Genomic DNA, 25,178 nt, shown 5'->3' with positions numbered 1-25,178 from the left:
CGCACTCCGGGCGAGCCTTGTCGGGCTACTTCGTCACCTTCGCCGTCTCCTTCGTCACGGCCTGGCCGTCCAGGTAGCCGGACGCCTTGGCGACGACCTTCGCCTTGAGCCGCTTGCCGACGTCGGCGGAGGTGACCTTGTACGTGGAGCCGGTCGCCTTCGAGATCGCCTTGCCGTCCCGGTACCACTGGTAGGCGTAGGTCACCTTCGCGCTGCCCGCGTCCCACTCGCCGTGGACCGCGGTGAGGGTCTTCCCGACCTTCGCGGTCCCGCTGACCGACACCGAGCTGCCCGCCTTGAGCGCGAGCTTGGTGACGATCTTCGGCGCGATGCTCTGCGCCTGCGAGCCCACCGCGTTGCCGAGGTGGAACAGGAGGACCTTCGGGCTGGTGGCACCCTCCGCGCGGGTCACCTGGAGCGAGCCCTTGTCGGCGAACAGCGTCCCGCCCGTGCCCGACTGGGCGAAGGTCAGGGCCGGCTTGCCGAGGTCGAACGTCGTCGCCGGCATCGAGTCGACCACGGAGGACCCGGTGACGCCGGTCGCGTACACCGACTCGGTCTCCACGCGGTAGCTGATCTGCTTGCCCGTGGCCCCGATCAGGCTCGCCGTCACCGGCAGGACCTTCACGGCGCTGTCGAACGTGTTGACGTCCTGACCGGGCGCGCCGGCGTTCAGCGGGTAGGCGTCGACCGTCTTGCCGGTGGCCAGGTCGACCGTCGTGACGAAGGTCGCGTCGACCGCTGCGGACTTGGTGTCGTACACGACGTAGTCGTCGGTGCCGTCACCGTTGACGTCGATCCAGACCTCGACGTTGGTCACGGCGCCCGGGTTGGCGTCGGGACCCTGGGTCTGCACGCCGAAGGCGAGCACGTCCGAGGCCTTGTCGTAGCTCGCCCCGTAGGACCGCACGTCGGCCGCCCGGAGGGACTGCTCAGCTGAACCGGCCGGGAACGCCTCGGCACCGTCGGTGCCACCGAGCACGAACGGGGCGACCGCGGCGTGGTAGCCCGTGGTCAGGCCGCCCTGGTCGACCGCGCGACCGCTCAGCGTGAGGTCGGCCTTCGTGGTGCCCGAGAACGTGATGCCGCTCCCCTTCATCGCACTCACCGGCTTCGGCGCGGCGTACGTGCCGAGTCGGAGCGCTCCCTGCGTGGAGTCGGTGGGCGTGAAGGTGACCAGGCCCGTCGCCGCGGCGACGAACTCTCGCTGGTACCCCTGCTGGACCGCCTCCTGCGTGGGGTCGATCACCCGGCGCAGCTGCGTCGGGTCGGCGACCCGCATGGTCAGCTTGACGACCGCGCCGCCACCGGCACGGACCGTGACCTGCTGCTTGTCCACCGAGAACGTGACACCCGGCTGGGCGACCCGCGACTGGTAGGCCACGTCGTACGTGTGGGCGACCGAGTCGGTGTTCGTGACGAGCAGCGAGCGCTCGGCGGTCGTGTCCTTCGCGGACACCTCGACGACGCCGAAGGACGCCGTGACGAGCTTGCCGTTCTCGACGCTCACCACGGTGGTGTCGGCGTCCACGGCCTGCAGGGCGTCGACGCGACCGGTGCCCTGACGGAGCTGGGTCGCGACCGTGTTCCCGTCCTTGACGTCGTGCGTCGCGGTGTTCATGAGCGCCGCCTTGACGTCGTACGCACCCCAGGTCGGGTGCGACTCGAAGGTCAGGGCCGCGATGCCCGCGACGTCCGGCGTGGCCATCGAGGTCCCGCTCATCGACATGCGGCCGTCACCGGTGCCGTTCGCGGCGGAGATGACGTTGACGCCCGGTCCGGCGATGTCCGGCTTGACGATGTCGCCGAACGACCCGTGCACGCCCCGGCTGGTGAACGACGCGAGCGTGTTCACGGCCTCGGGGTCGGTGGCGAGCTGGAAGCCCTTGAGCTCGTCCGCGAAGCGCACGTGCAGGGTCCCCGCCTTCGCGGCGGCCTGGAGGCCCGTGACGCTGTCCAGGGTCAGCTCGGCGCCCGGGATGGTCGCGTTCCCCGCGATGCCCGAGTCGAACGTGTTGACCGTGCCGGCCAGGAGCACGCCGACGCCGCCTGCGGCGGCGACGTTGCCGAAGCGCACGCCCGAGCCGCACTCGAGCGCGCCGTCGGTCCACTTCAGCCAGACGACCTTGCCCGCGATCGCCGCGGCGTCCGCCCCGGTGAAGGGGGTGCAGCCGTCGATGTTCGTGGTCGGCACGACGACGTCGCCCTCGACCGGCAGCGTGCCCTCGAAGTCCTGCGAGTACTGCCCACGCCAGGTCTTCGCGACGTCGCTCGGGGCGGTCGCCTCGACGCCGTCGTACAGGGACTGGCCCGTGGCGCTCGCGGCGACGGTCAGCGCACCCTCGGCGGTGCCCGGGGAGCCACCGATGTCGGTGAAGTCGTCGGCGTTGCCGGAGGCGATCACGGGCAGCACACCGCGGGCGGTGAGCGCGTCGATCTTCGCGTTGTCGGGGTCGTCCGGCGCGCCGTAGTCGGAGCCGAGCGAGAGGTTCAGGACGTTGATGTCCTTGCCCTGGGTCAGCGCCTGACCCACCCAGTCGAGTGCCGCGCCGGTGAGGTCGGTCGACCCGCCCCCGTCGCCGAACACCTTGAGGGCGTAGAGCCCGGCCTCCGGAGCGGTCCCGGGGCCGACCCACATGTCCTGGACCTGCTGCGCGGTGAGCTTGGTGTAGTCGCCGTCGAAGGTCTGCTTGTCGGCGGTGAGACCGTAGCCGGCGACGGTGCCGGACACGTGCGTGCCGTGGTCACCGCCCGTGCCGTCGATCGGGTTGTCGTCCGGAGCGGGCACCGGCTGGTAGGCGTCGCTCGTCGGGTCCGCGTTGTAGGTGGGACCGGCGAAGTCGTAGCCGCCGAGGAACTTCTCCGGGTCGTACGAGCCCGCAGCGGGTGCGGCCGTCGACGCGAGGGCGTCGGTGTAGGCCTCGGCCGTGCCGGGTCCGCCGAAGTCCGCCTGCGTGTAGTCGAGTCCGGTGTCGAGCACCGCGACGTTCACGCCCTTGCCGGTGTGTCCGGTCTGGGTCCAGGCGTTGAGCGCCCGGGTGTACACGTCGCTCGCGGCGTTCTTGGGGGCGACGCCGTCGGCGCCGGCCTTCGCCGTGCTGGGGTCGACGCCGGAGGGCGCGGCGGCCGCGTCGGCGTTGACGGTCGGCTCGACGATCTTCTTCGGCGTGAGCGGGATGATGCTCGCGACGTCGGACCGCTTGGCGATCTGCTGCAGCGCGTCGACGTCGGCGACGACCGCGACACCCGGGACGGTGTACTCGGTCGAGTACAGCTCCTTCGAACCGGAGTCGGCCTTCTTGATGGCTGCTCGGACGGCTGCGGTGGTCGACTGGATCGACTGCACGCGCTGCTTCGCCTGCGTCGACGGGGACTTCGAGCGGGAGAGGTCCCCGCCCTTCGCCTGCGCGTCGACCTCGAGCGCGCCCTTCCCGGTCGTGCGCACGAACGCGCTGACCGTCTTGGTGGGCTTCGCGTCACGCAGGGGCTGCGCGAGCTTCAGCTCGGGGATGGAGACACCCGGGGTCGCTGCGACGGCGGTACCGCCGACCGCGAGTCCCGCGCACGCCAGGGCCGCGGCGGCGATGCCGGCGGTCAGGACGCGTGCGAGTCGGCGTGGTGTCGGGTTCGGGTTCGGTGTTGCACGGTTCAAAGGGCGCACTCCTGGCTCTGTCCGTGGTTCTCGTGGAATTCCTGTGAAGCTATGCGGTTCCTCTCAGGCGGCACAGTCCCCTCTTCGGAGGACCGGCCCTCGTCCGGGGTACAGCGGATCAGAACTTGCACACCGGTGTGCAGGTTATTACGATGGGCGCATGACCACGCCCGCTCCGTCCGCTCGCGCCCCGCGCCGGGACGCCACCGAGAACCGTGCGGCGTTGCTCGAGGCCGCGAAGACCGAGTTGCAGCGCGACCCCGACGCGTCACTCGAGACGATCGCCGCGGCCGCTGGCCTGTCGCGCCGTGCGGTCTACGGACACTTCCCCTCCCGTGACGACCTCGTGCGCGAGGTCGTCACCATCGGCGCCGCGCGGATCGCCGCCGCGATGCCGACCACCGGCGACCTCGCCGACGTCCCGCCCGCTGCACGCATCGCGGCGATCGCCGTGGCGCTCTGGGCCGAGGTCTCGCACGTCCGCTCGATGGCGGCCGTCGCCGTCCGGGAGCCGTTCATCCAGTCGGTCGCGGCCGAGTTCGCCCCGGTCCGGGCCCGGGTGCGCGAAGCGTGCGCGCTCGGGATCGCCGACGGGACGATGCGCGACGACGTCAGCCCGGACGCACTCGGTCGGCTCGTCGAGGACGCGTGCATCGCGGTGCTCGACGAAGCCACCCGGTCGGGCACCTCCGACGCCGCCGGGCGCCGCACGGTCGTCCTCTCCGCGCTCGGCGTGACCGGCATCGGCTGGCGGACCGCCCTGCTCTCCGAACCCACACCACCGGCCACCTCGTCGCCGATGACCAACTCGCCGACCAGCACCGAGGAGCCCTCCGCATGACCACCCTCGAACTCGACCACGTCGGCATCGGCGAGGAACCCGGGGCCGCCCTGCCCACCGTGTCCGCGGTGGCCGGCCCCGGCCGTCCGGGCATCGTCGCCGTCGAGACCGAGCAGGCTCCCGTTCTCGCGTCGCTCGTCGCGGGTGGCCGGATGCGTCCCGACCGGGGTCGCGTGCTCGTCGACGGACGCGAGGACCCGGCTGCCGTCCGACGTGCCTTCGCCCTCGTGGACACCCCCGGGGTCGCGGAGCCCTTCCCGGTGATGAGCTGCCGACGCACCGTGCGCGAGGAACTCGCCTACGCCGGACAGCGCCCCTCGCGGGAGCACGTCGACACCGTGCTCGAGTCGCTCGGGATGACGCAGTACGCCGACACGCACGTGCAGCGCGTCCCCACCGAGGTCCGCGTCCGCCTGCTCGTCGAGCTCGCGCTCCTCCGCGAGGGCGTCACCGGACTGGTGATCACCTCGCCCGAGCGGCACGGCGGCGCCGTCGAGGACTGGTTCGCCGTCGTGCGCGACGTCGCCCTCCGCGGCGTGACCGTCCTCCTCGTGACGTCGAAGGCCGCGGCGCAGACCGCGACCGCGCTCCTCGACACCATCCCTGCACCGACCACCACCGACGGCCCCGACGACGCGACCGCCACCGACGGAGACGACCCGCGCCTCCAGGAAGCGTCCTGACGTGACCACCACCTCGCTCGTCCGCGCGGAGCTCGCGCGGCTCACCGCCACGCCCCTCGCCCGCCTCGCGTTCATCGCGCTGATGTGCGTCCCGCTGCTGTACGGCGGCGCGTACCTGTGGGCGAACCGCGACCCCTACGCCAAGCTCGACCAGGTCCCCGCGGCGATCGTCGACCAGGACGCCGGGGCCACGCTCGACGGCGACCGCGTCGACTACGGCAAGGACGTCACGAAGGAGGCGATCGACGGCCACGACTTCAAGTGGACGGAGACCTCCGCGGCCGACGCCCGGTCCGGGGTCCGGAACGGCACGTACGACTTCGTGGTGACGATCCCGCACGACTTCTCGTCCTCGCTCGTCTCGGCGCAGTCGGACGACCCGGAGCAGGCGAAGCTCACGATGACGACCGCCGACACCAACTCGTACCTCGCGTCGACCATCGCCGAGCAGGCGGGCAAGACGATGCGCACGGCCGTCGCGGAGCGGGTCGGCAAGCAGGCCGCCGAGTCGCTCCTCGTCGGACTCGCCGACGTGCGTGACAGCCTCGGCGACGCGGTCGACGGGGCAGGACGACTGGCGTCCGGCGCCACGACCGCGAAGGACGGCGCCGACCGGCTCGCAGCCGGCACCGGCCGGCTCTCCTCGGGAGCAGCACAGCTCGCCACCGGAACCGCGGACCTGCCGTCGCAGACGCAGCAGTTGAACAGCGGTGCGCAGCAGGTCTCGACCGGAGCCGCGAAGCTGGCGTCGGGGCTGTCGGACGCCGAGCAGCAGACGGCAGACCTGCCCGCGCAGACACAGCAGCTGGACTCCGGTCAGCAGCAGCTCCAGAGCGGCCTGCACCAGCTCCGGGACGCGAGCGCTGGGCTGCCGTCGGGAACGGCGACGCTGTCGTCGAACGCGGGCACGCTCGCGTCGAAGAGCAAGGAACTCGCCGACTCGTCGACGCCGTTCTTCGAGGGCGTGGAGCAGCTCGCCGAGCAGTCCCCGCAGCTCGTGTCGTCGCTCAAGCCGGTCGTGGCGTCCTCGACCGTCCTGGACGCGGCGGACAAGGCGAAGCTCCTGGCCGCACTCGACTCACTGCAGACGAGCGCGACCACCCTCGGGACGACCGCCCCCACCGTCTCCGACGGTGTCCAGGCCGTCGCGTCCGGCACGGCGAAGATCGCCGGCGGCGCGGCCGACCTCGCGGCGAAGGCACCGGCCCTCAGCGAGGGGATCGAGCAGGCATCGGACGGGTCGGACACGCTCGCGGCAGGGACCGCCAAGCTCGCGGCGAAGGCCCCGGAACTGTCGTCCGGCATCGCCTCGGCCGCCGACGGCGCGTCGACGCTGTCCGGCGGGGCGTCGCAGGTCGCCGCGGGCACGTCGAAGCTCGCCGCAGCTGCGCCGACCCTGTCGAGCGGGGCATCGCAGCTCGCGACGGGCGCGGCGTCGGCCGACGACGGTGCGGAGTCGCTCGCGTCCGGGCTCACGAAGCTCGAGAGCGGATCGAAGGAGCTCGCTGACGAGCTCGACGACGGCCGCACGAAGATCCCGTCGTCCACCGCGTCCTCCCGTGAGGACCAGGCGTCGGTCATCTCGGACCCGGTGAAGGTCGGCGACGACAACGTGGCCTCGGCAGGCAACTACGGCGCCGGTCTCGCCCCGTTCTTCATCTCCCTCGCGGCCTGGATCGGCATGTACGCGCTGTTCCTCATCCTCAAGCCGATCTCGAAGCGGGCGATCACCGCGGTGCGGAAGCCCCTCCGGGTGGTGCTCGGCGGCTGGCTCACGCCCGCGCTCCTCGGGGTCGTGCAGATGGTGGCGCTGTTCCTCATCGTCCGGTTCGCGCTCGACCTGAACGTGGTGCAGGCCGGCCCGACGATCGGCATCATGGTGCTCGCCTCGGCCACCTTCGCGGCGATCATCATGGCGCTGAACGTGCTGCTCGGGTCCGTCGGGCAGTTCCTCGGCCTCGTGCTCATGCTCGTGCAGCTCGTCACCGCCGGCGGGACCTTCCCGTGGCAGACGCTGCCGGGGCCGTTGGCGGCGCTGCACTTCGCGCTGCCGATGACGTACTCGGTCGACGCCATCCGGCAGACGATGTACGGCGGCTCCGCGGCGGCGGCGTGGTCGGACACCGGCGTGCTGCTCTGCTGGCTCCTCGGGGCGCTGCTCGTGTCGTACGTCGTGACCGCCCGGCAGACCCGGAGTCGCACGCTGCGGGACCTCCGCCCGAGCCTGATCGGCTAGCGCCGGGGCCCCCGGGCCGCGGGCGGCCGCGCGCCGAACCACGATCCCGACATCGAACCAGCCCACGCGCTCGGTTCGATGTCGGGATCGTGGTTCCTCTCAGCCCGCGCGGCGAGCACGACACCCGCACCTGCGCGCGACGCTCGCACCCGCGCGCGACACCCGCACCGGGACACACCCACCCCGCGTACCGTCGCGCGCATGGCGACGCTGCTCATCACCGGGGCGGCCGGACGCATCGGGACGGCGCTCCGCCCGAGGCTCACGGCCGCAGGACACGACCTCGTCCTGCTCGACACCCGCCGTCCGGACCCGCCGGTCGGGGAGCGCGAGCGCTTCGTCGAGGGGGACGTGAACGACCGCGCCGCGCTCGAGGCCGCACTCCCGGGCGTCGACACCGTCGTGCACCTGGCCGGCATCCCGACCGAGGACGAGTGGGACACCCTCGTCACGGCGAACGTCACGGGCACCAAGAACCTGTTCGAGGCCGCCGCAGCGGCCGGGGTCCGGCGCGTCGTGCAGGCCAGCTCGATCCACGCGGTCGGCCGGGTCCCCGAGCGAGAGGCCGTGCCGGAGAGCGTCCCGGGCGACCGGCTCCCGCGACCCGACCTCTACTACGGCTTCACCAAGGCCGCGATGGAGCTCCTCGGCAGCCTGTTCGCCGACCGGTCCGACATGTCGGTCGTCTCCGCCCGCATCGGCGCCTTCGGCGAGCGCCCGAGCAGCCGACGAGCCCTGCTCATGTGGAGTTCCCCGGACGACCTCGCCCGGCTCGTGCAGGCGACCGTCGGACTCCGGGAGCCGGGCCACCACGTCGTCTGGGCCGTCTCGCGCAACACCGGGTCACCCGCCGACCTCTCCGCCGGCGAGGCGATCGGCTACCACCCCGTGGACGACGCGTCGGCCGTGCTCGGTGCGGACGAGCGTGCGGCCCTGCCGGACGAGGACATCCGCTTCCTCGGCGGGGGCATGGCGGACCTCCCGCTCGGTCGCCGGTCGAACTGATCGCCATCCGGAGTCGCGTCGTGGAGCGCACCGACCACCGGGCCGGAGTACCGGAGCGGACCCGCACCGTGGCTCCAGTCCGAGGACCCGCCTCGAGGACGGACGTGCCATGCCATGCCATGCCATGTCACGTCAACAGCACCAAGATGCGGGCCGCTAGGATCGACGAGGACACCAGGAGGTCGATGCCGATCATGGGCGACGGCAAGCCAGCCGGCGGCAAGCCGGCGACCATCTACGACGTCGCGGCCCGCGCCGGCGTCTCCAAGTCGCTCGTCTCGCTCGTCCTGCAACGCTCCCCCCGGGTGAGCGACCAGCGCCGTTCGGCCGTGCTGCAGGCCATCCAGGAGCTCGACTACCGTCCCTCGACCGCGGCAGTCGCCCTCGCGGGCACGCGCTCCCGCACGATCGGCGTGGTGCTCGACGACTTCCGGAACCAGTGGTTCGTGGACCTCCTCACCGGTCTCCGCGAGTCGCTGCAGGACCAGGGGCACCGACTCGTCGTCGCGGACCGGTTCCTCAACACCGGACTCGACGCCTCACCCGTCGAGGGGTTCCTCTCCATGCGCGTCGAGGGCATCGTCATCGCCGGCGAGCCCGACACGGACCTGGCGGTCCCCGCGTCGATGCCGCTCGTCATCGCGGGCGGCCGGGTCACGATCCCCCGCGCCGACACGGTCGCGAACGACGACCGTACCGGCGGTGCGATCGCCGCCGACCACCTGCTCGGCCTCGGGCACACGCGCATCGGCTTCGTCGGCGCGCGTTCCGCCGCCTCCGAGGAACGACGGACCGGCCTGGAGGCACGGGTCGCCTCCGCAGGGTCCGGCGCCTCCGTCGTCAGTGCGGTCCTCCCCGGCGAGCCCACCGAGGACGCCGGCGTGCGTGCCGTCGGGGTCCTGTTCGACGAGCACCCCGACGTCACGGCGGTCTTCGCCGCGAACGACGTGATGGCGCTCGGCGCACTCTCGGGCCTCGCCGAGCGTGGCCTGCGGGTCCCTGAGGACGTCTCGGTCATCGGGTACGACGACACCCCGGTCGCCGCCACCCGGTACGTGGGCCTGACGAGCATCGACGACCGGAGCGTCGAGATCGGCCGGGGTGCTGGTGAGCGACTCCTCGCCAGGATCGCGGCACCGGACGCACCCGCGCAGGAGATCCTCGTCGAGCCACGACTCGTCGCGCGGCGGACCACCGCCCGGCGCTGACGCTGCGACGCGCCCAGCGGTGCGTCAGCACGTCGTCGCTGCGGCTCGGGCGTGGGTCAGCTGGGTGGGAGGGCCGGGTCCGGCCCCACCGACGGGATCCGTCACGCCGACGGCTCGGCCGACCGCGGGATCGCCAGCGTGACGGGCACGTCCGGGTCGTCCTGGCGTGCAGCACGGATCATCGAGTTCGCGGTCGCGGCGAGCGGCACCGCGAAGAACCCTCCCGCGATCCCACCGATGGTCGTGCCCGCGATCACCGCGAGCAGCACCGCGAGCGGGTGCACCGCGACGACGGATCCGGTGAGGAACGGGTGCAGCACCTGCCCCTCGAGCTGCTGCACGAGGACGACGACACCGAGCATGACGAGCGCCACGACCCACCCCTTGAAGACGAGTGCGAGCAGGACCGCCACGGCACCGGCGGCGAAGGCCCCGACCACCGGGATGAACGCCCCGATGAACACGACGACGCCGATCGGACCTGCGAGGGGCACACCCAGGAAGAACGCCCCGAGGGCGATGCCGACCGCGTCCGTCGCCGCGATCACGACCTGCACGCGGATGAAGTGGGTGAGGGTCGACCACCCGGCCTCACCCGCCACGCTGAGGCGGTGCTGCGCGTCACGCGGGAAGAGTGACACGACCCACTCCCACATCCGGCGGCCGCCGGTCAGCGCGAAGATCGTGGTGAACGTCACGATGAAGACGCCCTCGCCGAGGTGGACGAGTGTGGCCCCGGCGACGACGATCCCCTCCCGGAGCTCGGCGGAGTGCTGGGCGATGAAGTCCCGGGCGTCGGTCGACAGGGTGTCGAGGTCGACGGCGGGGAGACCGAGCGGTGGGTGCCGCAGCAGGTCCTGCACGCTCCCGATGAGCGCCACGCTGCGGGTCTCGAGACCCGGGAGCTGGTCGCTGACCCGCCAGACCACGAGGAAGACCAACAGCGCCACGCCCACCACGACCGACGACAGGGCGGCGACGATCGCGAGCCACTTCGGCACGCCGTGGCGCTGCAGGAGACTGCTCAGGGGCACGAGCAGGGCGGCGACGACGACGCCGATGAGCAACGGCACGACGACGTTCGCGAGGGTGACCGCGATCCACCCGACGAACAGGACGGCGGCCGCGACGACGAGGAGCCGTCCGGCGAACACCGCCCCGGTCCGGAGCGCGGAGGGCCGGTGGGACGGCTGGGCAGTCGGCGAAGGGATCACGGTGGGCTCGTCTCGGTCGAGGTCGGAGTCGTCTGCCGCCAGGTCCGTTGCCGGTGGTCCATCCAGGTGACGACGACGGTGTGCGGTGTGGTGAGTGCCGCGATCAGCGCGAGGTACACGCCGAGGTCGGCGCGGCGCAGGACGACGGCGAGCGCGACGAGCACCGCCACGGCGATCGCGGTGACGGGCCAGGCCTGTCGCGTGAAGCGGAGGAACGGCGCGAGCAGTCGGCCACGGTGGAGTTCGCCGGTCACGCGCGGATCCGTCAGTTCGAGACGGACGATGTGCCGCACGGCGTGCCACAGGGTGAAGTACAGCCCGACGGCGAGGACCGGTGGCACCACTGCGAACACGGCGAGGAGCACCACGTCCTCCGCAGCCTGTCGCGCGAGGGGGGTGCCGGAACGCCGGAGCGCGACGAGGTGCACGACGACCAGGACGACGACGAGTGCCGCCGCGACGGCGCGGACCGGTGTCGGGACGGTGCCGTCGTCGGGGGTCCCCCCACGGAGCGACGCCGCCGTCCCGGTCACCACCCGGAGCGCCTCGACGGGTTGTGCGGCGAACGGGACCACCATCGGGAGCGCACCGCGCACGGCGACCGTCAGCACGGCTCCCCACCGCGAGGGCAGTCCGTCGCCGAGCAGCCGGTCGACGAAGAGGTCCCCCTGACCCCAGTGGAACCAGGTGATCGCGATGAAGGCGGCGAAACCCGCGAGCGGTGCGACGGCCCAGAGGAACGCGGTCGCCGAGCCGACGACGAGGTAGAGGGCCACGACGACCGACACCGAGCGGAACGTGCTGGTCCCCGGACGCAGGCGCGCCGGGACGAGGTGGTCGAGTGCGCCGTGCGGGAGCCCGAAGACCAGGATGCTGACCGCGAACGGCACGAGCTGGACCGGCATCGGGACGTGCGCTCCCGCGATCCGCACCGTCGCGCAGGCGAGGGTCACCAGCCCGAGCAGGACGGTGACGGGCGCCAGGACACGGTCGGCGATCCACGACCGGAGCGCCGGCGGGGTCGTGCCCAGCGGTGCCGTGCTCGGCTGCGGCGTGGCCGTCACGGCGGCCGGGCGCACCACGGCGGTCACGACGACGCCCCCTGGTGCGGGTGCCGAGCCGGTGTGCCACGACGCGGGTGGAGACGGAAGCGGGGACGACGGAGGCGGGCGGGGTGGAACCGGGGGCGGCGCTCGACGAGCGTCACCGCGAGCGCCGCGAGGAACGGACGCTTCGGCAGGGCGAACACGATCCGCAGGTCGTCGAGGACGCTCGACCGATCGCTGAGGAACCGGACCACGAGCGGACCGGGCAACGCGAACAGTCGGCGGAACGCCTCCGGCGCGCCGTCCGGGCGGTCGCGGAGGAACCGGAGGAACACGGCGTCGAGGAACACGGTGCGGCCGCGGTCGCGGAGTCGCGGGACCGCGGTCCCGGCGGCGAGGGCGTGGGCGATCGTCGCGCTGTGGCGGTTGCTCCGGGCGAACCCGTACCCGCTGCTCGGGCGGGTGGTGCCGACGACGGCCGCCGTGGTGCCCGGGGACGCTCCCGGCAGGGCGGGGGCCGTCAGGCTCGCCGGCGGGGCGTCCGTCATCGGGATGCAGCCCGACTCCTCCTCGACGAGCGTCCAGGCGTCCGCGTCGAGTCCCCACCGTCCTCGGACGTACTCGGCGATCGCCGCCCGGTGGTCGAACGGGTCCGCCTCGTCCGGGGTGAAGACCGTGCTCTCGACGAGCGCGGACGTCGCGCTGACCGGGAGGACGTAGACGAAGGCCACGCGTCCGTCCTGGTGCTGCCCCACGAAGTCCATCACCGTGGCGGCGCTCGGGTCGAACACCGGCGACTCGGTGCGGATCCACTGCCCGACGAACCGCTGGTGGAGCAGGACACGTCCCGGTGCGACGTGTCCCGGGCAGCGCGGACCACGCGCGTCGAGCACGGTCCCCGCCCGGACCGACCCCACGGTGGACCGGACGAGCACGCTCTGGGCGGACCCGAGCTGCGACACGGCGGAGACCACCGCTCCGCGGACGATCCTGACGGGGCCGTCGGCGCCGAGCCGCGCCCCGGCGGCAGCGCGACGGTCGGCCGCGCGGACGAGCACGTACGGGTGGCGCGGGTCGGTCCCCGTGCTCACGCCGTGGTCGGTCCGCACCTCCCACCGGTCCCACGAGGCGGACCGCGCCTCCGGCAACGGGTCGGTCCCGTCGTCCCACGAGCACCACGACCGCGGGTCGTCGTCCGAGCGTCCCTCGAGGACGAGCACGTCCCGCCTCCCGGCGAGGGTCGCGAGCCGTACCGCGGTGGCGGTCCCCGAGCACCCGCCCCCGACGATCGCGACGTCGACCTGTTCCGGGAGACGCTGCCCGGCAGTCGCCGAGGCCGGAGCGCGTTGCGCACCGGCCTCGGCGGTGGTCGCGATCGTCAGGTCAGCGGCGACCACGCTGCGCACCACGCGCGGCCTCGGACGGCGAGACACCCACGACGGCGGGCAGGGTGCCGTCGGAGAGCTTCTCGGACGAGATCCACACCGCCTCCGGGAGCGTGTCGACCCCGGCGCGGACGTCCTCGGCGGAGCGGAGCTTGGCGATCTTGTGGATCATGGCGCCGTAGCCGACCTTCGCCACGATGTCAGCGGCGGAGAGGATCACCTGCATCCAGGTGATGACGGCGCCGCCGTGACCCCAGCCCTGCAGGCCGAAGACGATCGGGTAGGCCATCCACGTGACGATGAGCAGGATCCCGGCGTTGCGGAGCGTCCCCGCGGCTTCGGTCCCCTTGAGGTCACGGCCGCCCTTGACGACGACGTAGATCACCAGGAAGTACAGGATCACCATGAAGACGCCGGAGATGATGCCCCAGGTCCAGAGCGCGGGCATCGAGGTGCCGGAGTCGATGACGACGCCACCGATGAAGCCGGTGCTGATCATCAGGAACGCGGCGGCGATGCCGACCGCTCGGAGGCGTCGCGCGGCAGCGCCGGCGAGCGTCGCGACGGCGATGAGCTCGATCACGAGCAGCGGGACGGTGACGGTCCAGTCGAAGTACCGAGGCGCCCACGACAGGACCGCGTTCGCGTTCGGGACCCACGATCCGCCCTTGCGGTCGTACCCGATCGCGAACTCGAGCACCAGGAGGACGTAGGACAGGAACGCGATCCCGGTGATGCACATGCCGGCGTACACACCGCTGCGGTAACGGCCGGTGACCTCGTTCGTCGAGACCCACGACTTCACGAAGAACGCGAAGAGCGCGAGTCCGGCGACGGAGAGTGCGTAGACGATGATCGAGTGCTCCGCGAGCGTGAGGGTCGCGTTCCACGGAGCGAGCGCATCTGGCATGGGGTGTCCTTCCGGTGTGACGAGCCGCACCGTGCGCCTCGTCGAGAAACTTGCTCCTGGACAACAGTCAGTGCTTCCAGGCAGCGCTGCGAACGGGGTACGGGCTCCCGACGTAGCGTCTGGGTTCGACGGAACGCGCCGCGAGGAACGGACGTCTCACCCCTGGGGGTGGTCGCTGAGAGGAGTCGCATGGGACGCATCCGGGTCGCGCTGGTCAACGACTACGAACTGGTCCTCCGCGGGCTGGCCGACATGCTCGCGCCGTTCTCGGAACGGATCGAGGTGGTCCAGCTCGACGCGGGCCACCGGGTCGACGTCGCGGTCGACGTCGCGCTCTACGACACCTTCGCGCAGCCCCGGCCGGACGACGAGGACGTGTCGCGCCTGGCCGCCAACCCCCGCATCCGCACGGTCGCCGTGTTCACCTGGAAGATGGACCGCGACCTCATCGACGCAGCGGTGCGACGTGGCGCGACCGGGTACTTCCCGAAGAGCATGTCCGGTGGTGAACTCGCGTCCGCGCTCGTCGCCGTGGCCAGCGGCGAGCGGGTCGTCGGCGCTCCGCGGCGCCGTGTCCCGAGCGGACCGGGTGTCGACTGGCCGGGCCGGAGGCACGGCATCTCCGATCGGCAGTCCGAGATCCTGGCACTCATCACCCAGGGCAAGAGCAACCTCGAGATCGCCGAGCTGACCCACCTCAGCCCGAACACGGTCAAGACGCACATCCGCACGCTCTACAGCAAGATCGGTGCCGGGAACCGGGTCGACGCGGTCTTGTGGGGCACGAGCAACGGCTTCCGCCCGGACCACCGCTCGGTCGACAGCGGCACGTAGGCTGCGGGCATGGTGGTCGATGCGCGCACGCCCGACGGAGCACCGACGGAGTCCGACGCCCTCCTCGAGGCGTCGGTGGTGGGCCTCGGCCTGGTGATCCGGTCGCTCGCCCCGGCGCTGGAACGCGTCACCCTGCAGCAGTACCGGATCCTGGTGCTCCTGGTGACCTCCGGGCCCATGCGCGCTGGCGACCTGGCGCAGGAGCTCGGACTCCTCCCGTCCGGCATCACCCGCATGGTGGACCGGCTCGTGCGCGACGGCTTCGTCGAGCGACGGCCGATCGGCCGCGAGGTCGAGGTCGCCGCGACCGCGTCGGCGGCCGAGCTCGTCACGGAGGTGTTCGACCGGCGGCGCACGGCGTTCCGCGGGGTGTTGCGGACGATGACGGACGAGGAGCGCTCAGCCGTCCGGCAGGCCGCGGTCGCCTTCGCCGGCTCGCGCGGGCCGGCACCGTCCATCGACGCCCGGCTCCTCCTGGCCGTCGCGGCGGAGGACGTGGGGACGTCCGACCCGGCCGGGAGGCGCGACGCACCTCCGTTGTCCGGCTGACGGGCCGCCCAGGGTCGCCCGGGGTCGACGACGGGTACGGTGATCCTGCCCGGTCACGGTGCGACGGCGCGGTTCACCACGCGACGTCCCCGATGCCCGACCGGGGACGGACCAGGAGGACGCGGATGGACGAGACCGGCTCCAGCTCGGCGCGCGCCGCACTCGTGGCAGCGCTCGACGTCGTCGGGGCGGCACCGTCCGAGCGGTTCGAACGGATCGTCCGCGTCGCCCGCGAGGTCTTCGACGTCCCGCTGGCCTACGTCAACGTCCTCGACGACGACCTGCTGCACACGTTGACGCCGAACGTCCCGGACGAGATCGTGTCCGGGCCGATCGGGTGGTCGTTCTGCCAGCTGACGATCCGGCAGGTCGAGCCGACGGTCATCTGCGACACGACCGCCGACCCACGGACGGCCGGGCTCCCCGGGGTGACGAACCGCGGCATCCGCTTCTACGCCGGCGTCCCGCTGACGATGCCGGGCGGGGTCCCCGTCGGGACGCTCTGCCTCATGGACACGCGGCCCCGGGACTTCTCGCTCGCCGACGAGGCCGCCCTCATCGACTTCGGCCGCTGGGCGGAGCGCGCGCTCGGCCAGGGGCTCCACCACGACCGGCTGCAGGACGTCGTGGCCGCGCTGACGCCCGCGCCGCTCGGAGTCGGCGACCTGCACGTCTCCGCCGTCTCGGTGCCCTACGGCGACACGAGCGGCGACCTGCACGACTGGTCGACCGACGGGCAGCACCTCACCGTGACGCTCGCCGACGTGATGGGCAAGGAGCAGCCCGCGGCGATCCTCGCCGCCGGCATCCGTTCGGCGCTCCGTCAGCACCGCGTCCGCGCACCCGAGGACGCCGTGCAGGCCGTCGAGCCGGCGGTCGCGGAGGACCTCGTCGCCGCGAGCGCGTTCGCCACCCTGTTCCACGCCCGGGTCGCCGTCGGCACGGGTGCGGTCGAGGCGGTCGACGCCGGGCACGGGCTCGTGGTGCACCTCGGTGCGGACGGACACCACCGGTTGTTGCGCTCGCACGACCTGCCGCTCGGCCTGCACCCGGTCGGTACTGCGCGGTCGGTGACCTCGGTCACGCTGGCCCCCGGGGACGCGCTCCTCGTGGCGAGCGACGGCGCGCTCGACCTCGGCGACGGCACGATCGACACGCTGTCCGAGCTCACGCGGACGTTCGAGCGCACGCGCGACCACCACGCGTTCCTCGAGACCGTCCGTCTGCGGGCAGCCGAGCGCGCCGAGGACGACGTGACCGTGGTGCTGCTGACGCGCGACGCCTGAGCGCGGGCCACGACCCCGGCGCGCGCCGTCAGTCCGCGGCGTGCTGCACGATCCAGCTGTGCATGACGATCGCGGCGGCCGCCGAGGCGTTGATGCTCCGGGTCGACCCGTACTGGGTGATCTCGAGGTGCGCGTCCGCCCCGGCCACGGCCTCGTCGGTCAGCCCGGGCCCCTCCTGCCCGAAGAGGAACACACAGCGCTCCGGGATCGCCGCGGTCTCGATGCGCGCGGCACCGTCGGTGTTGTCGATCGCGACGACGGGCCGCCCCTCGGCGTGCATGGCGTCGAGGAACGCCGCGACGTCCGGGTGGTACCGGACGTGCTGGTAGCGGTCGGTGACCATGGCGCCGCGCTTGTTCCACCGGCGTCGCCCGATGATGTGGACGGTGCCGGCGAGGAACGCGTTGGCGCTCCGCACGATCGACCCGATGTTGAGGTCGTGCTGCCAGTTCTCGATCGCGACGTCGAAGGCGTGGCGGCGGGTGTCGAGGTCGGCGACGATCGCCTCCATCGACCAGTACCGGAAGCGGTCGACGACGTTGCGGGGGTCGCCGTGCGCGAGGAGTTCGGGGTCGAGCCGGGGGTCGTCCGGCCACGGCTCGGGGTGCGGGCCGACGCCGTTGGTCGTGCGCTCGTGGGAGGGCTCGGGCTGGGCGGCGGTCACGCCCTCCAGACTAGGACGCGCGTGACGCTGCGACCCGCGCCTCGATGCCGGCGAGCAGGAGGTCGACACCGAGCGTGAACCGGTCGTCGTACGAGTGCGTCCCGAGGATCTCCCCCACGAGCGCGTGCCGCTCCGGCCGGCCGGCCTCGGACGAGCCCCGGCCGACGAGGACGCCGACGTGCCCGACCACGAAGTCGTAGACCACGAAGAACGCGTACATCGCCTCACGGTCGGGCAGACCTGCCTCCTGGAGCGCCGAGACGACGGTCCGGACGACGCCGTCCGACTCGGTCGAGGCGAGCGGTGCGTGCTGGCTGTGCGACTCGAGGACGAGCGGGTGCGTCGTCATGAGGTCGCGGAAGGTGCAGGCGAAGACCCGGACGACCTCGCGCCAGTCCGACGGCCACACGAACGTCGACGCGAACTCGTCGACGGTGCGCCGCACGAGCTCGGCGTGCAGGTCGTCGAGACCGCCGATCGTCCGGTGCACGGTCATCGGTGCCACGCCGAGCGCCGCCCCGAGGGAGCGGAAGGACAGCCGGTCGAGTCCCTCCTCGTTGGCGATACGCGTCGCCGCGTCGATCACCTGCTGACGCGAGAGCACGTTCGGGCGACCACGTCGTCGTCGCGGCGCCGCCCCGGCGTCACCGACAGCCGCAGCGGCAGCAGCGGTCTCGGCAGCGGGTCGGGGCGTGGCGGTGTGGGCGACGGGGTCGACGAGCACGGCGGGTCTCCTTGTTCCAGTACGTGTACCGAAAACCCTACGGCAAAGCCGAACGGTGGTCGGTGTCTCGACCATCCCGGGAACCGACGCCGACGCGCAAGGGCCGATCCGAGCCTCCCGGCCTGCTCCCGGCACGCGCCGGGCGCGACCGTGCGTGCGCACTACAGTGAGGGCCATGGCAACCCGCGACGAGGTCGAGTGCTGGCTGACGGACATGGACGGCGTGCTGGTGCACGAGAACCAGGCCCTCCCGGGAGCCCCGGAACTCATCCAGCAGTGGCTCGACGAGGGCACCGAGTTCCTGGTGCTGACGAACAACTCGATCTTCACGCCGCGCGACCTGAGCGCCCGGCTCCGCGGCTCGGGCCTGCACGTGCCCGAGGAGCGCATCTGGACGAGCGCGCTCGCGACCGCCGACTTCTGCCGGTCCCAGATGCCGGGCGGCTCCGCGTTCGTGATCGGTGAGGCCGGCATGACCACCGCGCTGCACGAGGCCGGGTTCATCATGACCGAGACCGCCCCGGACTACGTGGTCGTCGGCGAGACCCGCAACTACTCGTTCGAGGCGATCACGAAGGCCGTGCGGCTCATCCGCGACGGTGCACGCTTCATCGTCACGAACCCGGACGCGACGGGCCCGAGCGCGGAGGGCGTGCTGCCGGCGACGGGCGCCATCGCCGCGATGATCGAGAAGGCCACCGGCAAGCAGCCGTACGTCGTCGGCAAGCCGAACCCGATGATGTTCCGATCGGCGATGAACCGCATCGGGGCCCACTCGGAGAACACCGGCATGATCGGCGACCGCATGGACACGGACGTCCAGGCCGGCATCGAGGCCGGACTCCACACGGTGCTGGTGATGACCGGCATCAGCGACCAGGCCGAGATCGAGAAGTACCCGTTCCGCCCGAGCGAGGTCATCTCCGGGGTGCACGAGCTCGTGCGCACCGAGCCGTTCGAAGTCGAGATGTAGCACGGCGTGCGCTGGGACCCGGACCGTTACGCCGCGTTCGCGGACGACCGCGCGCGCCCGTTCCACGACCTGGTCGCGCAGGTCGCGTGGCCCGCGGGTGACGACCTGGGCCCCCACGCGCCGGTTCTTGATCGTCGCGGAGCTTGCGGAGCGACGCGCAGGCCGAGCGCGCGGGGAGAGGCACCCGGTCGCGTCGTCGACCTCGGTTGCGGCCCGGGGACCCTCACCGCCACCCTCGCGGAGCGTTGGCCCGGCGCGGAGGTGGTCGGCATCGACAGCTCCGCGGACATGTTGGCCGCGGCGCCGTCCGACGTCCCCGGGCTGTCCTTCGAGCTCGGCGCGATCGAGGACTGGACGCCGGGCCCGACGGACGACGTCGTCGTGACGAACGCCGCACTCCAGTGGGTGCCCTCGCACGTCGACCTGCTCCCGCGCTGGTTCGCCGCGCTGCCGCGGGGTGCCTGGTTCGCGATGCAGGTCCCGGGCAACTTCGGTTCACCGTCGCACGCGCTCATGCGGTCGGTCGCGGCCGAGGGCCCGTGGTCATCCGCACTCGACGGCGTGCTGCGCGCTGACCCGGTCCTCGACCCGGCGGGCTACCTCGGGCTCATGCTCGACGCCGGCCTCGAGGCGCGGGCGTGGGAGACGACCTACGCGCAGCTGCTGTCCGGCGACGACCCGGTGCTCGCGTGGGTCCGTGGCACGGGTCTCCGGCCGGCCGTCGCCGCACTCGATGCCGCCGATCCGTCAGGCGGTCTGACGGAGGCGTTCACCGAGCGGTACGCAGCTGCCCTGCGGACGGCGTACCCGGCAGGTCCGCACGGCACGGTCTACCCGTTCCGTCGGGTGTTCGCGGTGGGTCGCAAGCCCTGAGGCGCCGTGGTGTCGTCTGCGTCGGTCACGGCACCGTTCGAGGCGCCGCCTCCGTCCGGTATCCCGGGAGGCGCGGCTCGTCCCCGCGCACGGCGTACGCCGCCATCGGGGGCACGCCCGCCCACCGTCGCCGCAGCCGTCGCGGGCGGTCGTCCCGCCACGCGACCATGCCACCCGCGACGATCCCGAACGCGAGCAGCCCGAACGAGAACAGCCCGATCAGCCCGGCGGTCACGAGCGTCGAACGGTCGGACGGGTCCGCCGTGGCCGAGTAGCCGATCGACCCGAAGTCCCAGAACGCGTGCAGCAGCACGGGCGCGAGCAGGGTCCCGGTCAGCCGTCGTGCGACGTACAGCGTCGAACCGAACGACGCTGCGAACACGACCTGCAGCACCGTGGCCCCGACCTGCGCACCGGCGAGGATGTTCAGCAGGTGCAGCAGCCCGAACAGGACGCACGACACCGCCCAGACCCCGAACTCGGGCAGGCGTCGACGGAGCCCGACGAGCAGGACCCCTCGGGTCATGAGCTCCTCGAACACGCCGACGAACAGCACCCCGACCGTGAGCAGCAGGAAGTACCGCACGGGCAGCGCACCCCAGTCGACCAGCGGCAACCGCACCAGGCACACGAGCAGGATCCCGAGCGGCGCGATCATCGTCCACCGCAGGGGCGTGCGGGTCGGGTCGACGGTCGCGATCCGCCACCAGCCGAGCCCGGTGACCACGACGGCGAGCGCCGCGACCGCGATCGCCTCGGGCACGACGAGTGACCGGACGACGCTGTCGACCGTCTGCCCGAGGCTCGGGTAGTCGTCGCTCGGCCGGGCTCGCCAGGCACTGACCGCGGCGAACGCGACGAGGGGTGCGACGCCGACCAGCAGCGAGGGGGGAACCGGCCAGCGTCGTCTGCGGGCCGGGGCTGCTGACGTCACCCTTGCGTTTGTACCATTGACGCATGCGGCTTCCCTCCCTCAGCACCATGGCCGAGGACTACGTGAAGCTCATCTGGAAGGCGAGCGAGCGCGGCGACGCGGGTCTGGCCACGCGGGACATCGCGGCGGCCCTCAAGGTCTCGGCATCGACGGTGTCGGGCAACCTCCGGAAGCTCGACCGCGACGGCCTGATCGAGCACACTCCGTACTACGGCGTCGTCCTCACCCCGCTCGGCCAGCAGGTGGCGGTGGCGATGGTCCGTCGCCACCGACTGATCGAGACCTTCCTGGTGCAGCGACTCGGCTACGGCTGGGACGAGGTGCACACCGAGGCCGAGGCGCTCGAGCACGCGGTGTCCGAGACCTTCCTCGACCGCGTCGACGCCGACCTCGGGCACCCGACGCACGACCCCCACGGCGACCCGATCCCCCGCGTGGACGGCACGGTGCCGGATTCTCCGGGTGCGCTCCTCGGCACCGTCACCCCGGGCACCTGCGGCACGGTCGACCGGGTGTCCGACGACGACCCCTCGCTCCTGCGCTACTTCGACGAGCTCGGGGTCGCACTCGGGACGCACCTCCGGGTCGAGCAGGTGCGGGACTACGCGGGCGTCATCGCGGTCGCGCGGCGGTCCCCCGACGGCTCGGAGTCGCTCGTGGACCTGCCCGCCGCGGCCGCGACCGCCATCTGGCTCGCCCCCGACGACGACTGACGCCCGGCCCGGCTGTCCCGATGTGCTCTCCCCCGGCCCTCGAGGTTCCAGGATTCTGGCATCTCGGCGGCTACCAGGCGGGTCCGTGGAACCTCGACGACCGAGCGACGGCGAGTCGTGGAACCTCGGGCGGTTGCCGAGCCCCGGACCGCCGCCCGGTGGTCAGCCGCGCACGACCGCCGACTGCCGCCGGAACGGCGCCGCCAGCGTGGGCGCGATCTCCCGCCGGTTGATCCAGAACACCACGACCGCGGCGACGAGGTGCACGATGCTGAGCACCCACCGCCCGCTCGTGTCCGTCACCACGAACTGCACGGCGAAGAGCGCCACGAGCGCGATCGCCGACCACCGGTGGAACCGCAGCGCGATGATGATCGCCACCCCGAGCACCGTCTGCGACGCGGTGAGCATGAACTCCTCGACCTGCCGACCGTCGAGCGGCAACCCGCCCGTGGTGCCGCCGCCGAGGACGTGCGCGATCGGCAGCGAGCCGACGAGCAGCGACCACTGGTTCACCTTCGAGGCGATGAGCGTCCCGATGGCCGCGCCGCCCATGCCGCGCAGGGCGAAGAGCGCCGCGACGATGAACTCGGGCGCCTCGGTCGCGAGCGGCGCCAACCACTGCACGAGGAAGTAGCTGTCGATGCCGAGCGCGCTGCCGGAGGACACGAGTGCCTCGGCGAAGGGCTCCGCGGACGACAGGATCACCGCGGCCGCGACGACGAACAGCGCGACGATCGTCCAGCGGCGGGCACGGGTCGGCATCGAGGCGATGTTGCCGGCCATGCCGACCATCTCCTCCTCGTCGTCGTCACCGTCGGCGACCTTCGACGCGCGCCAGAGGTACGCGACGAACGCGGCGAGGAGCACGAACCCGAACCACAGCGGGATCGAGCCGAGCAGCGGGATGAGGAACGCGACGACCGCGAGCAGCGCGAGGAAGCCGATGTCGAGCCGCGACGACTGCTCCAGCTGCAGCACCCGGGTCGCGGACGCCGGAAGCGAACCGGCGCGCACGGACCGCCGCGCGACGAGCAGCGAGATGATCACGACGAGCGGCCAGCCGAAGCCGAGCAGCAGCCGGTTCGACCCGGTCATGTTGGCGGCGGCGAACTGCTCGAACGCCGGGTCGGAGCCCGAGCGGAACGCGTAGAACAGGTCGACGGCGTACTCCGGCAGCACGGCGATGAGCGCGAGGATCGCGATCGCGAGCGCACCGGCGATGTCCTTCTGCGCGGCCTCGGCGGCCCAGGCGAGCAGGAACGACGCCGCGACCACAGCGCCGCCGAAGACCAGCAGGTCGACGACGGGGTTCGGCGCGAAGCCGGTCAGGCGGAAGACCACGGCGGGCAGGGCGAGCAGGACGCAGATCGCGACGCGTCCCCACGCGCTGCGGCCCATCCGTGCGGCGTGCGCAGTCGGCGTCGAAGCGGTCCGGGGTGTCGGGTTCGACAGGGTGTCGGTCATGGTGTCTCCTGGTCGGAGCCACGGCGGAGCACCTCGGGAGGACCTCGGCCACGGCGGAACGGCCGAAGGTCTCGCTCGCCCGGGCCGGACGGCCGCGGGTGGTGCACCGGACCGATCGTCGTGATGGTCAGTGTGTCGATGCACGCGCTGGGAGCTACTCCCCTTCGACACCCACCCTGGCCGGTGTCGCACTCGACACGCAAGCCGGTCCGCGGTGTTCGAGACGCCGAATCCGCAGGTTCCGTCACCCGCCCAGCGCTGGCGCGGACGGCCTGGAGGCACGGGGCGGCGCCGCCACGTGCCTCCAGGCCGTCTCCCGCTCGCGTCAGCCGGAGGCGCGCTTGCTGCGACCCAGCGCCATCTCACGTCGCGCGCGCTCGAGCGCGAGCGAGGACGCGGCGTCCGGGTCGTGCAGCAGCCGCTCGGTCTCGGCGACGTGCTCCTGCACCGCCTCCCCGCGCCGGACCGCCGCGTCCGCGAGGACCGGAGCGACGACGTCCTCGCCGACGGACACCAGCGCCCGACTCAGTGCCAGGCGACGGTCGCGGTCGCCCTCGCCGAGCTCCAGCGCGAGGCGTCGCGCCAGGGCGGGCCGCTCCTCGTCGGGAACCAGCACGGCAGCGGCGCGCCAGGCCGTCCGCCGGACGCCGGGGTCGGTGTCACCGATCCGGTCGGCGACCTCGGGGTACACGGACCCGTCGCGGATCTTCGACAGGGTGTGCAGCGCCTGCGAGCGAGCCTGGGCCTCCGGGCGGTCGAGTTCGGCGACGAGCCGCGGCACGACGAGGTCCGCGGGCAGCCGGACGAGCGACCACGTCAGGGCTTCCCGGACCTGCAGGTCGGGGTCGACCGCGCACTGCTCGAGGAGGACGTCGAGGTCCGCCGGGTCCGCCGCGGTGCCGGCCGCCATCACGGCGCCCAGGCGCACGGAGGAGCGGGGGTCGGTGAGGTGGTCGGTCAGCGTGGACATCCCCTCATGCAACACTGCGAAGCCTCTGGTCGGGCGACAGGGAGCCGGGCATAGCGTGGGAGGGTCGCGGCCGTCGTCGTCGCCGCGGCGCTCCGACCACGAAAGGACCACCATGCCCCGCATCGGTACCAGCGACCTCACCGTGTTCCCCCTCGCCCTCGGCGGCAACGTGTTCGGCTGGACGGCCGACGAGCAGACCTCCCACCGGGTCCTCGACACGTACGCGGGCGCCGGCGGGGACTTCGTGGACACCGCCGACGTGTACTCCGCGTGGGCGCCGGGCAACAGCGGCGGCGAGTCCGAGCGGGTCATCGGGTCGTGGCTCCGCGCGTCGGGCAAGCGCGACGACGTCGTCATCGCGACCAAGGTGTCGCAGCACCCGGAGTTCCAGGGCCTCTCGGCCGCGAACGTCGCGGCGGCTGCCCGCGCCAGCCTCGAGCGGCTCGGCACCGACCGGATCGACCTGTACTACGCACACTTCGACGACGAGTCCACGCCGCTCGAGGAGACCGTCCGGGCGTTCGACCAGCTCGTCCGTGAGGGCCTCGTCCGCTACACGGCGATCTCGAACTACTCCCGGGCGCGTGCCGAGGAGTGGATCCGCATCGCGTCCGACAACGGGCTCGCGAAGCCCGTCGCGATCCAGCCGCACTACAACCTCGTGACCCGGGAGCCGTACGAGTCGGACATCGCGCCGCTCGCCGCCGCCGAGCACCTCGGGGTCGTGCCGTACTTCGCCCTCGCCGCCGGGTTCCTCACGGGGAAGTACCGCTCGGAGGAGGACTTCGCGGGGGCGGACCGCGAGGGGCAGGTGTCGGGCTACTTCACGGACGAGGGGCTCGCGGTGGTGGACGCCCTCGACACGATCGCCAGCGGGCACGGCGTGGAGATCGCGACCGTGGCCCTCGCCTGGCTCCAGGCGCAGCCCGACGTCGTCGCGCCGATCGCGAGCGCCCGGAACACCGACCAGCTGCCGGCACTGCTGGCCTCGGCGGAGCTCGAGCTCAGCGA

Annotated in this window: 22 protein-coding genes; 12 read left to right on the top strand and 10 right to left on the bottom strand. The window is 72.5% G+C overall.

The genetic code is table 11. The features are described 5' to 3' along the window. Positions 1 to 25: 25 nt before the first annotated feature. Positions 26 to 3,652, bottom strand: a complete 3,627-nt coding sequence (locus tag ACSW7Y_RS03980; RefSeq protein ID WP_438125043.1) for a S8 family serine peptidase — start codon at positions 3,650 to 3,652, stop codon at positions 26 to 28. A gap of 160 nt (positions 3,653 to 3,812) precedes the next feature. Between ACSW7Y_RS03980 and ACSW7Y_RS03975 the strand changes: the two genes are divergently transcribed. The 5 genes from ACSW7Y_RS03975 (at position 3,813) to ACSW7Y_RS03955 (ending at position 9,625) form a co-directional block, all read left to right on the top strand. Beyond that, the gene (locus ACSW7Y_RS03975; RefSeq protein WP_438125042.1) at positions 3,813 to 4,493 is read left to right on the top strand and encodes a TetR/AcrR family transcriptional regulator; all 681 of its coding nucleotides are present in this window, start codon (positions 3,813 to 3,815) and stop codon (positions 4,491 to 4,493) included. Further along, positions 4,490 to 5,176, top strand: coding sequence for a hypothetical protein (locus tag ACSW7Y_RS03970; protein WP_438125041.1), 687 nt, complete (start codon positions 4,490 to 4,492; stop codon positions 5,174 to 5,176). Before ACSW7Y_RS03975 ends, ACSW7Y_RS03970 begins: the two co-directional genes overlap by 4 nt. Position 5,177: 1 nt before the next feature. After that, the gene (locus ACSW7Y_RS03965; protein ID WP_438125040.1) at positions 5,178 to 7,412 is read left to right on the top strand and encodes a YhgE/Pip family protein; all 2,235 of its coding nucleotides are present in this window, start codon (positions 5,178 to 5,180) and stop codon (positions 7,410 to 7,412) included. Between the two features lie 201 nt (positions 7,413 to 7,613). Continuing rightward, positions 7,614 to 8,417 (top strand): NAD-dependent epimerase/dehydratase family protein, encoded by an 804-nt coding sequence (locus tag ACSW7Y_RS03960; protein WP_438125039.1) that lies wholly within the window; start codon positions 7,614 to 7,616, stop codon positions 8,415 to 8,417. A 185-nt stretch (positions 8,418 to 8,602) separates the two neighbouring features. Beyond that, positions 8,603 to 9,625, top strand: coding sequence for a LacI family DNA-binding transcriptional regulator (locus ACSW7Y_RS03955; protein ID WP_438125038.1), 1,023 nt, complete (start codon positions 8,603 to 8,605; stop codon positions 9,623 to 9,625). A gap of 101 nt (positions 9,626 to 9,726) precedes the next feature. On the opposite strand, the gene ACSW7Y_RS03950 is transcribed toward ACSW7Y_RS03955, so the two are convergent. The 4 genes from ACSW7Y_RS03950 to ACSW7Y_RS03935 are packed head-to-tail and all read right to left on the bottom strand — an operon-like array spanning position 9,727 to position 14,180. Next, positions 9,727 to 10,839: an AI-2E family transporter gene (locus tag ACSW7Y_RS03950; protein ID WP_438125037.1), complete on the bottom strand. Its 1,113-nt coding sequence runs from the start codon at positions 10,837 to 10,839 to the stop codon at positions 9,727 to 9,729. Next, positions 10,836 to 11,930, bottom strand: a complete 1,095-nt coding sequence (locus tag ACSW7Y_RS03945; RefSeq protein ID WP_438125036.1) for a Brp/Blh family beta-carotene 15,15'-dioxygenase — start codon at positions 11,928 to 11,930, stop codon at positions 10,836 to 10,838. Before ACSW7Y_RS03945 ends, ACSW7Y_RS03950 begins: the two co-directional genes overlap by 4 nt. Further along, entirely contained in the window at positions 11,927 to 13,294 is a 1,368-nt protein-coding gene (locus tag ACSW7Y_RS03940; protein WP_438125035.1) for a lycopene cyclase family protein, read from the bottom strand. Before ACSW7Y_RS03940 ends, ACSW7Y_RS03945 begins: the two co-directional genes overlap by 4 nt. Continuing rightward, positions 13,269 to 14,180: a bacteriorhodopsin gene (locus ACSW7Y_RS03935; RefSeq protein ID WP_438125034.1), complete on the bottom strand. Its 912-nt coding sequence runs from the start codon at positions 14,178 to 14,180 to the stop codon at positions 13,269 to 13,271. The genes ACSW7Y_RS03940 and ACSW7Y_RS03935 overlap by 26 nt, the downstream gene beginning before the upstream one ends. Before the next feature lie 189 nt (positions 14,181 to 14,369). Here ACSW7Y_RS03935 and ACSW7Y_RS03930 point away from each other — a divergent pair, with 189 nt between their 5' ends. From ACSW7Y_RS03930 to ACSW7Y_RS03920, 3 genes are all read left to right on the top strand, one after another. Then, a complete protein-coding gene (locus tag ACSW7Y_RS03930) occupies positions 14,370 to 15,014 on the top strand; it encodes a response regulator transcription factor (RefSeq protein ID WP_438125033.1) in 645 nt (214 codons plus the stop codon). Between the two features lie 9 nt (positions 15,015 to 15,023). Next, on the top strand, positions 15,024 to 15,563 hold the full coding sequence (locus tag ACSW7Y_RS03925; protein WP_438125032.1) for a MarR family transcriptional regulator: 540 nt from the start codon (positions 15,024 to 15,026) through the stop codon (positions 15,561 to 15,563). A gap of 125 nt (positions 15,564 to 15,688) precedes the next feature. Next, entirely contained in the window at positions 15,689 to 16,849 is a 1,161-nt protein-coding gene (locus ACSW7Y_RS03920) for a PP2C family protein-serine/threonine phosphatase (protein ID WP_438125031.1), read from the top strand. A 28-nt stretch (positions 16,850 to 16,877) separates the two neighbouring features. Here the strand turns inward: ACSW7Y_RS03920 and ACSW7Y_RS03915 are convergent, their stop codons facing one another. Next, positions 16,878 to 17,513 carry a TrmH family RNA methyltransferase gene (locus tag ACSW7Y_RS03915; protein WP_438125030.1) on the bottom strand — a complete coding sequence of 212 codons (636 nt, stop codon included), beginning with the start codon at positions 17,511 to 17,513 and terminating at the stop codon, positions 16,878 to 16,880. Between the two features lie 10 nt (positions 17,514 to 17,523). Continuing rightward, positions 17,524 to 18,237: a TetR/AcrR family transcriptional regulator gene (locus ACSW7Y_RS03910; RefSeq protein WP_438125029.1), complete on the bottom strand. Its 714-nt coding sequence runs from the start codon at positions 18,235 to 18,237 to the stop codon at positions 17,524 to 17,526. Positions 18,238 to 18,412: 175 nt separating this feature from the next. Between ACSW7Y_RS03910 and ACSW7Y_RS03905 the strand changes: the two genes are divergently transcribed. Continuing rightward, positions 18,413 to 19,210, top strand: coding sequence for an HAD-IIA family hydrolase (locus ACSW7Y_RS03905; protein ID WP_058725198.1), 798 nt, complete (start codon positions 18,413 to 18,415; stop codon positions 19,208 to 19,210). A 6-nt stretch (positions 19,211 to 19,216) separates the two neighbouring features. Beyond that, a complete protein-coding gene (locus ACSW7Y_RS03900) occupies positions 19,217 to 20,083 on the top strand; it encodes a methyltransferase domain-containing protein (protein WP_438125028.1) in 867 nt (288 codons plus the stop codon). 25 nt (positions 20,084 to 20,108) lie between these two features. Here ACSW7Y_RS03900 and ACSW7Y_RS03895 read toward each other — a convergent pair whose 3' ends face one another. Then, positions 20,109 to 21,017 (bottom strand): CPBP family intramembrane glutamic endopeptidase, encoded by a 909-nt coding sequence (locus tag ACSW7Y_RS03895; RefSeq protein WP_438125027.1) that lies wholly within the window; start codon positions 21,015 to 21,017, stop codon positions 20,109 to 20,111. 23 nt (positions 21,018 to 21,040) lie between these two features. On the opposite strand from ACSW7Y_RS03895, the gene ACSW7Y_RS03890 reads away from it, so the two are divergent. Beyond that, positions 21,041 to 21,730 (top strand): metal-dependent transcriptional regulator, encoded by a 690-nt coding sequence (locus tag ACSW7Y_RS03890; protein WP_438125026.1) that lies wholly within the window; start codon positions 21,041 to 21,043, stop codon positions 21,728 to 21,730. Positions 21,731 to 21,892: 162 nt separating this feature from the next. Here ACSW7Y_RS03890 and ACSW7Y_RS03885 read toward each other — a convergent pair whose 3' ends face one another. Next, positions 21,893 to 23,197, bottom strand: a complete 1,305-nt coding sequence (locus ACSW7Y_RS03885; RefSeq protein WP_438125025.1) for a sodium:proton exchanger — start codon at positions 23,195 to 23,197, stop codon at positions 21,893 to 21,895. 325 nt (positions 23,198 to 23,522) lie between these two features. Further along, positions 23,523 to 24,167 carry a HEAT repeat domain-containing protein gene (locus tag ACSW7Y_RS03880; protein WP_438125024.1) on the bottom strand — a complete coding sequence of 215 codons (645 nt, stop codon included), beginning with the start codon at positions 24,165 to 24,167 and terminating at the stop codon, positions 23,523 to 23,525. A gap of 112 nt (positions 24,168 to 24,279) precedes the next feature. Here ACSW7Y_RS03880 and ACSW7Y_RS03875 point away from each other — a divergent pair. Continuing rightward, positions 24,280 to 25,178: aldo/keto reductase (locus ACSW7Y_RS03875; protein ID WP_438125023.1), on the top strand; the 899-nt coding region annotated here is incomplete at its 3' end.

It is taken from the genome of Curtobacterium flaccumfaciens (genome assembly GCF_051548005.1).
In the GTDB taxonomy this organism is placed as follows: Bacteria; Actinomycetota; Actinomycetes; order Actinomycetales; family Microbacteriaceae; genus Curtobacterium.
Note: the sequence above shows the minus strand (reverse complement) of the source record. Positions and strands in the feature narration are given on the sequence as shown.

Excerpts from the sequence above, each read along its gene's own strand:
- ACSW7Y_RS03975 (WP_438125042.1), top strand. The coding sequence starts at position 3,813 with ATGACCACGCCCGCTCCGTCCGCTCGCGCCCCGCGCCGGGACGCCACC.
- ACSW7Y_RS03970 (WP_438125041.1), top strand. The coding sequence starts at position 4,490 with ATGACCACCCTCGAACTCGACCACGTCGGCATCGGCGAGGAACCCGGG.
- ACSW7Y_RS03960 (WP_438125039.1), top strand. The coding sequence starts at position 7,614 with ATGGCGACGCTGCTCATCACCGGGGCGGCCGGACGCATCGGGACGGCG.
- ACSW7Y_RS03955 (WP_438125038.1), top strand. The coding sequence starts at position 8,603 with ATGCCGATCATGGGCGACGGCAAGCCAGCCGGCGGCAAGCCGGCGACC.
- ACSW7Y_RS03935 (WP_438125034.1), bottom strand. The coding sequence starts at position 14,180 with ATGCCAGATGCGCTCGCTCCGTGGAACGCGACCCTCACGCTCGCGGAG.
- ACSW7Y_RS03930 (WP_438125033.1), top strand. The coding sequence starts at position 14,370 with ATGGGACGCATCCGGGTCGCGCTGGTCAACGACTACGAACTGGTCCTC.
- ACSW7Y_RS03925 (WP_438125032.1), top strand. The coding sequence starts at position 15,024 with ATGGTGGTCGATGCGCGCACGCCCGACGGAGCACCGACGGAGTCCGAC.
- ACSW7Y_RS03920 (WP_438125031.1), top strand. The coding sequence starts at position 15,689 with ATGGACGAGACCGGCTCCAGCTCGGCGCGCGCCGCACTCGTGGCAGCG.
- ACSW7Y_RS03905 (WP_058725198.1), top strand. The coding sequence starts at position 18,413 with ATGGCAACCCGCGACGAGGTCGAGTGCTGGCTGACGGACATGGACGGC.
- ACSW7Y_RS03890 (WP_438125026.1), top strand. The coding sequence starts at position 21,041 with ATGCGGCTTCCCTCCCTCAGCACCATGGCCGAGGACTACGTGAAGCTC.
- ACSW7Y_RS03885 (WP_438125025.1), bottom strand. The coding sequence starts at position 23,197 with ATGACCGACACCCTGTCGAACCCGACACCCCGGACCGCTTCGACGCCG.
- ACSW7Y_RS03880 (WP_438125024.1), bottom strand. The coding sequence starts at position 24,167 with ATGTCCACGCTGACCGACCACCTCACCGACCCCCGCTCCTCCGTGCGC.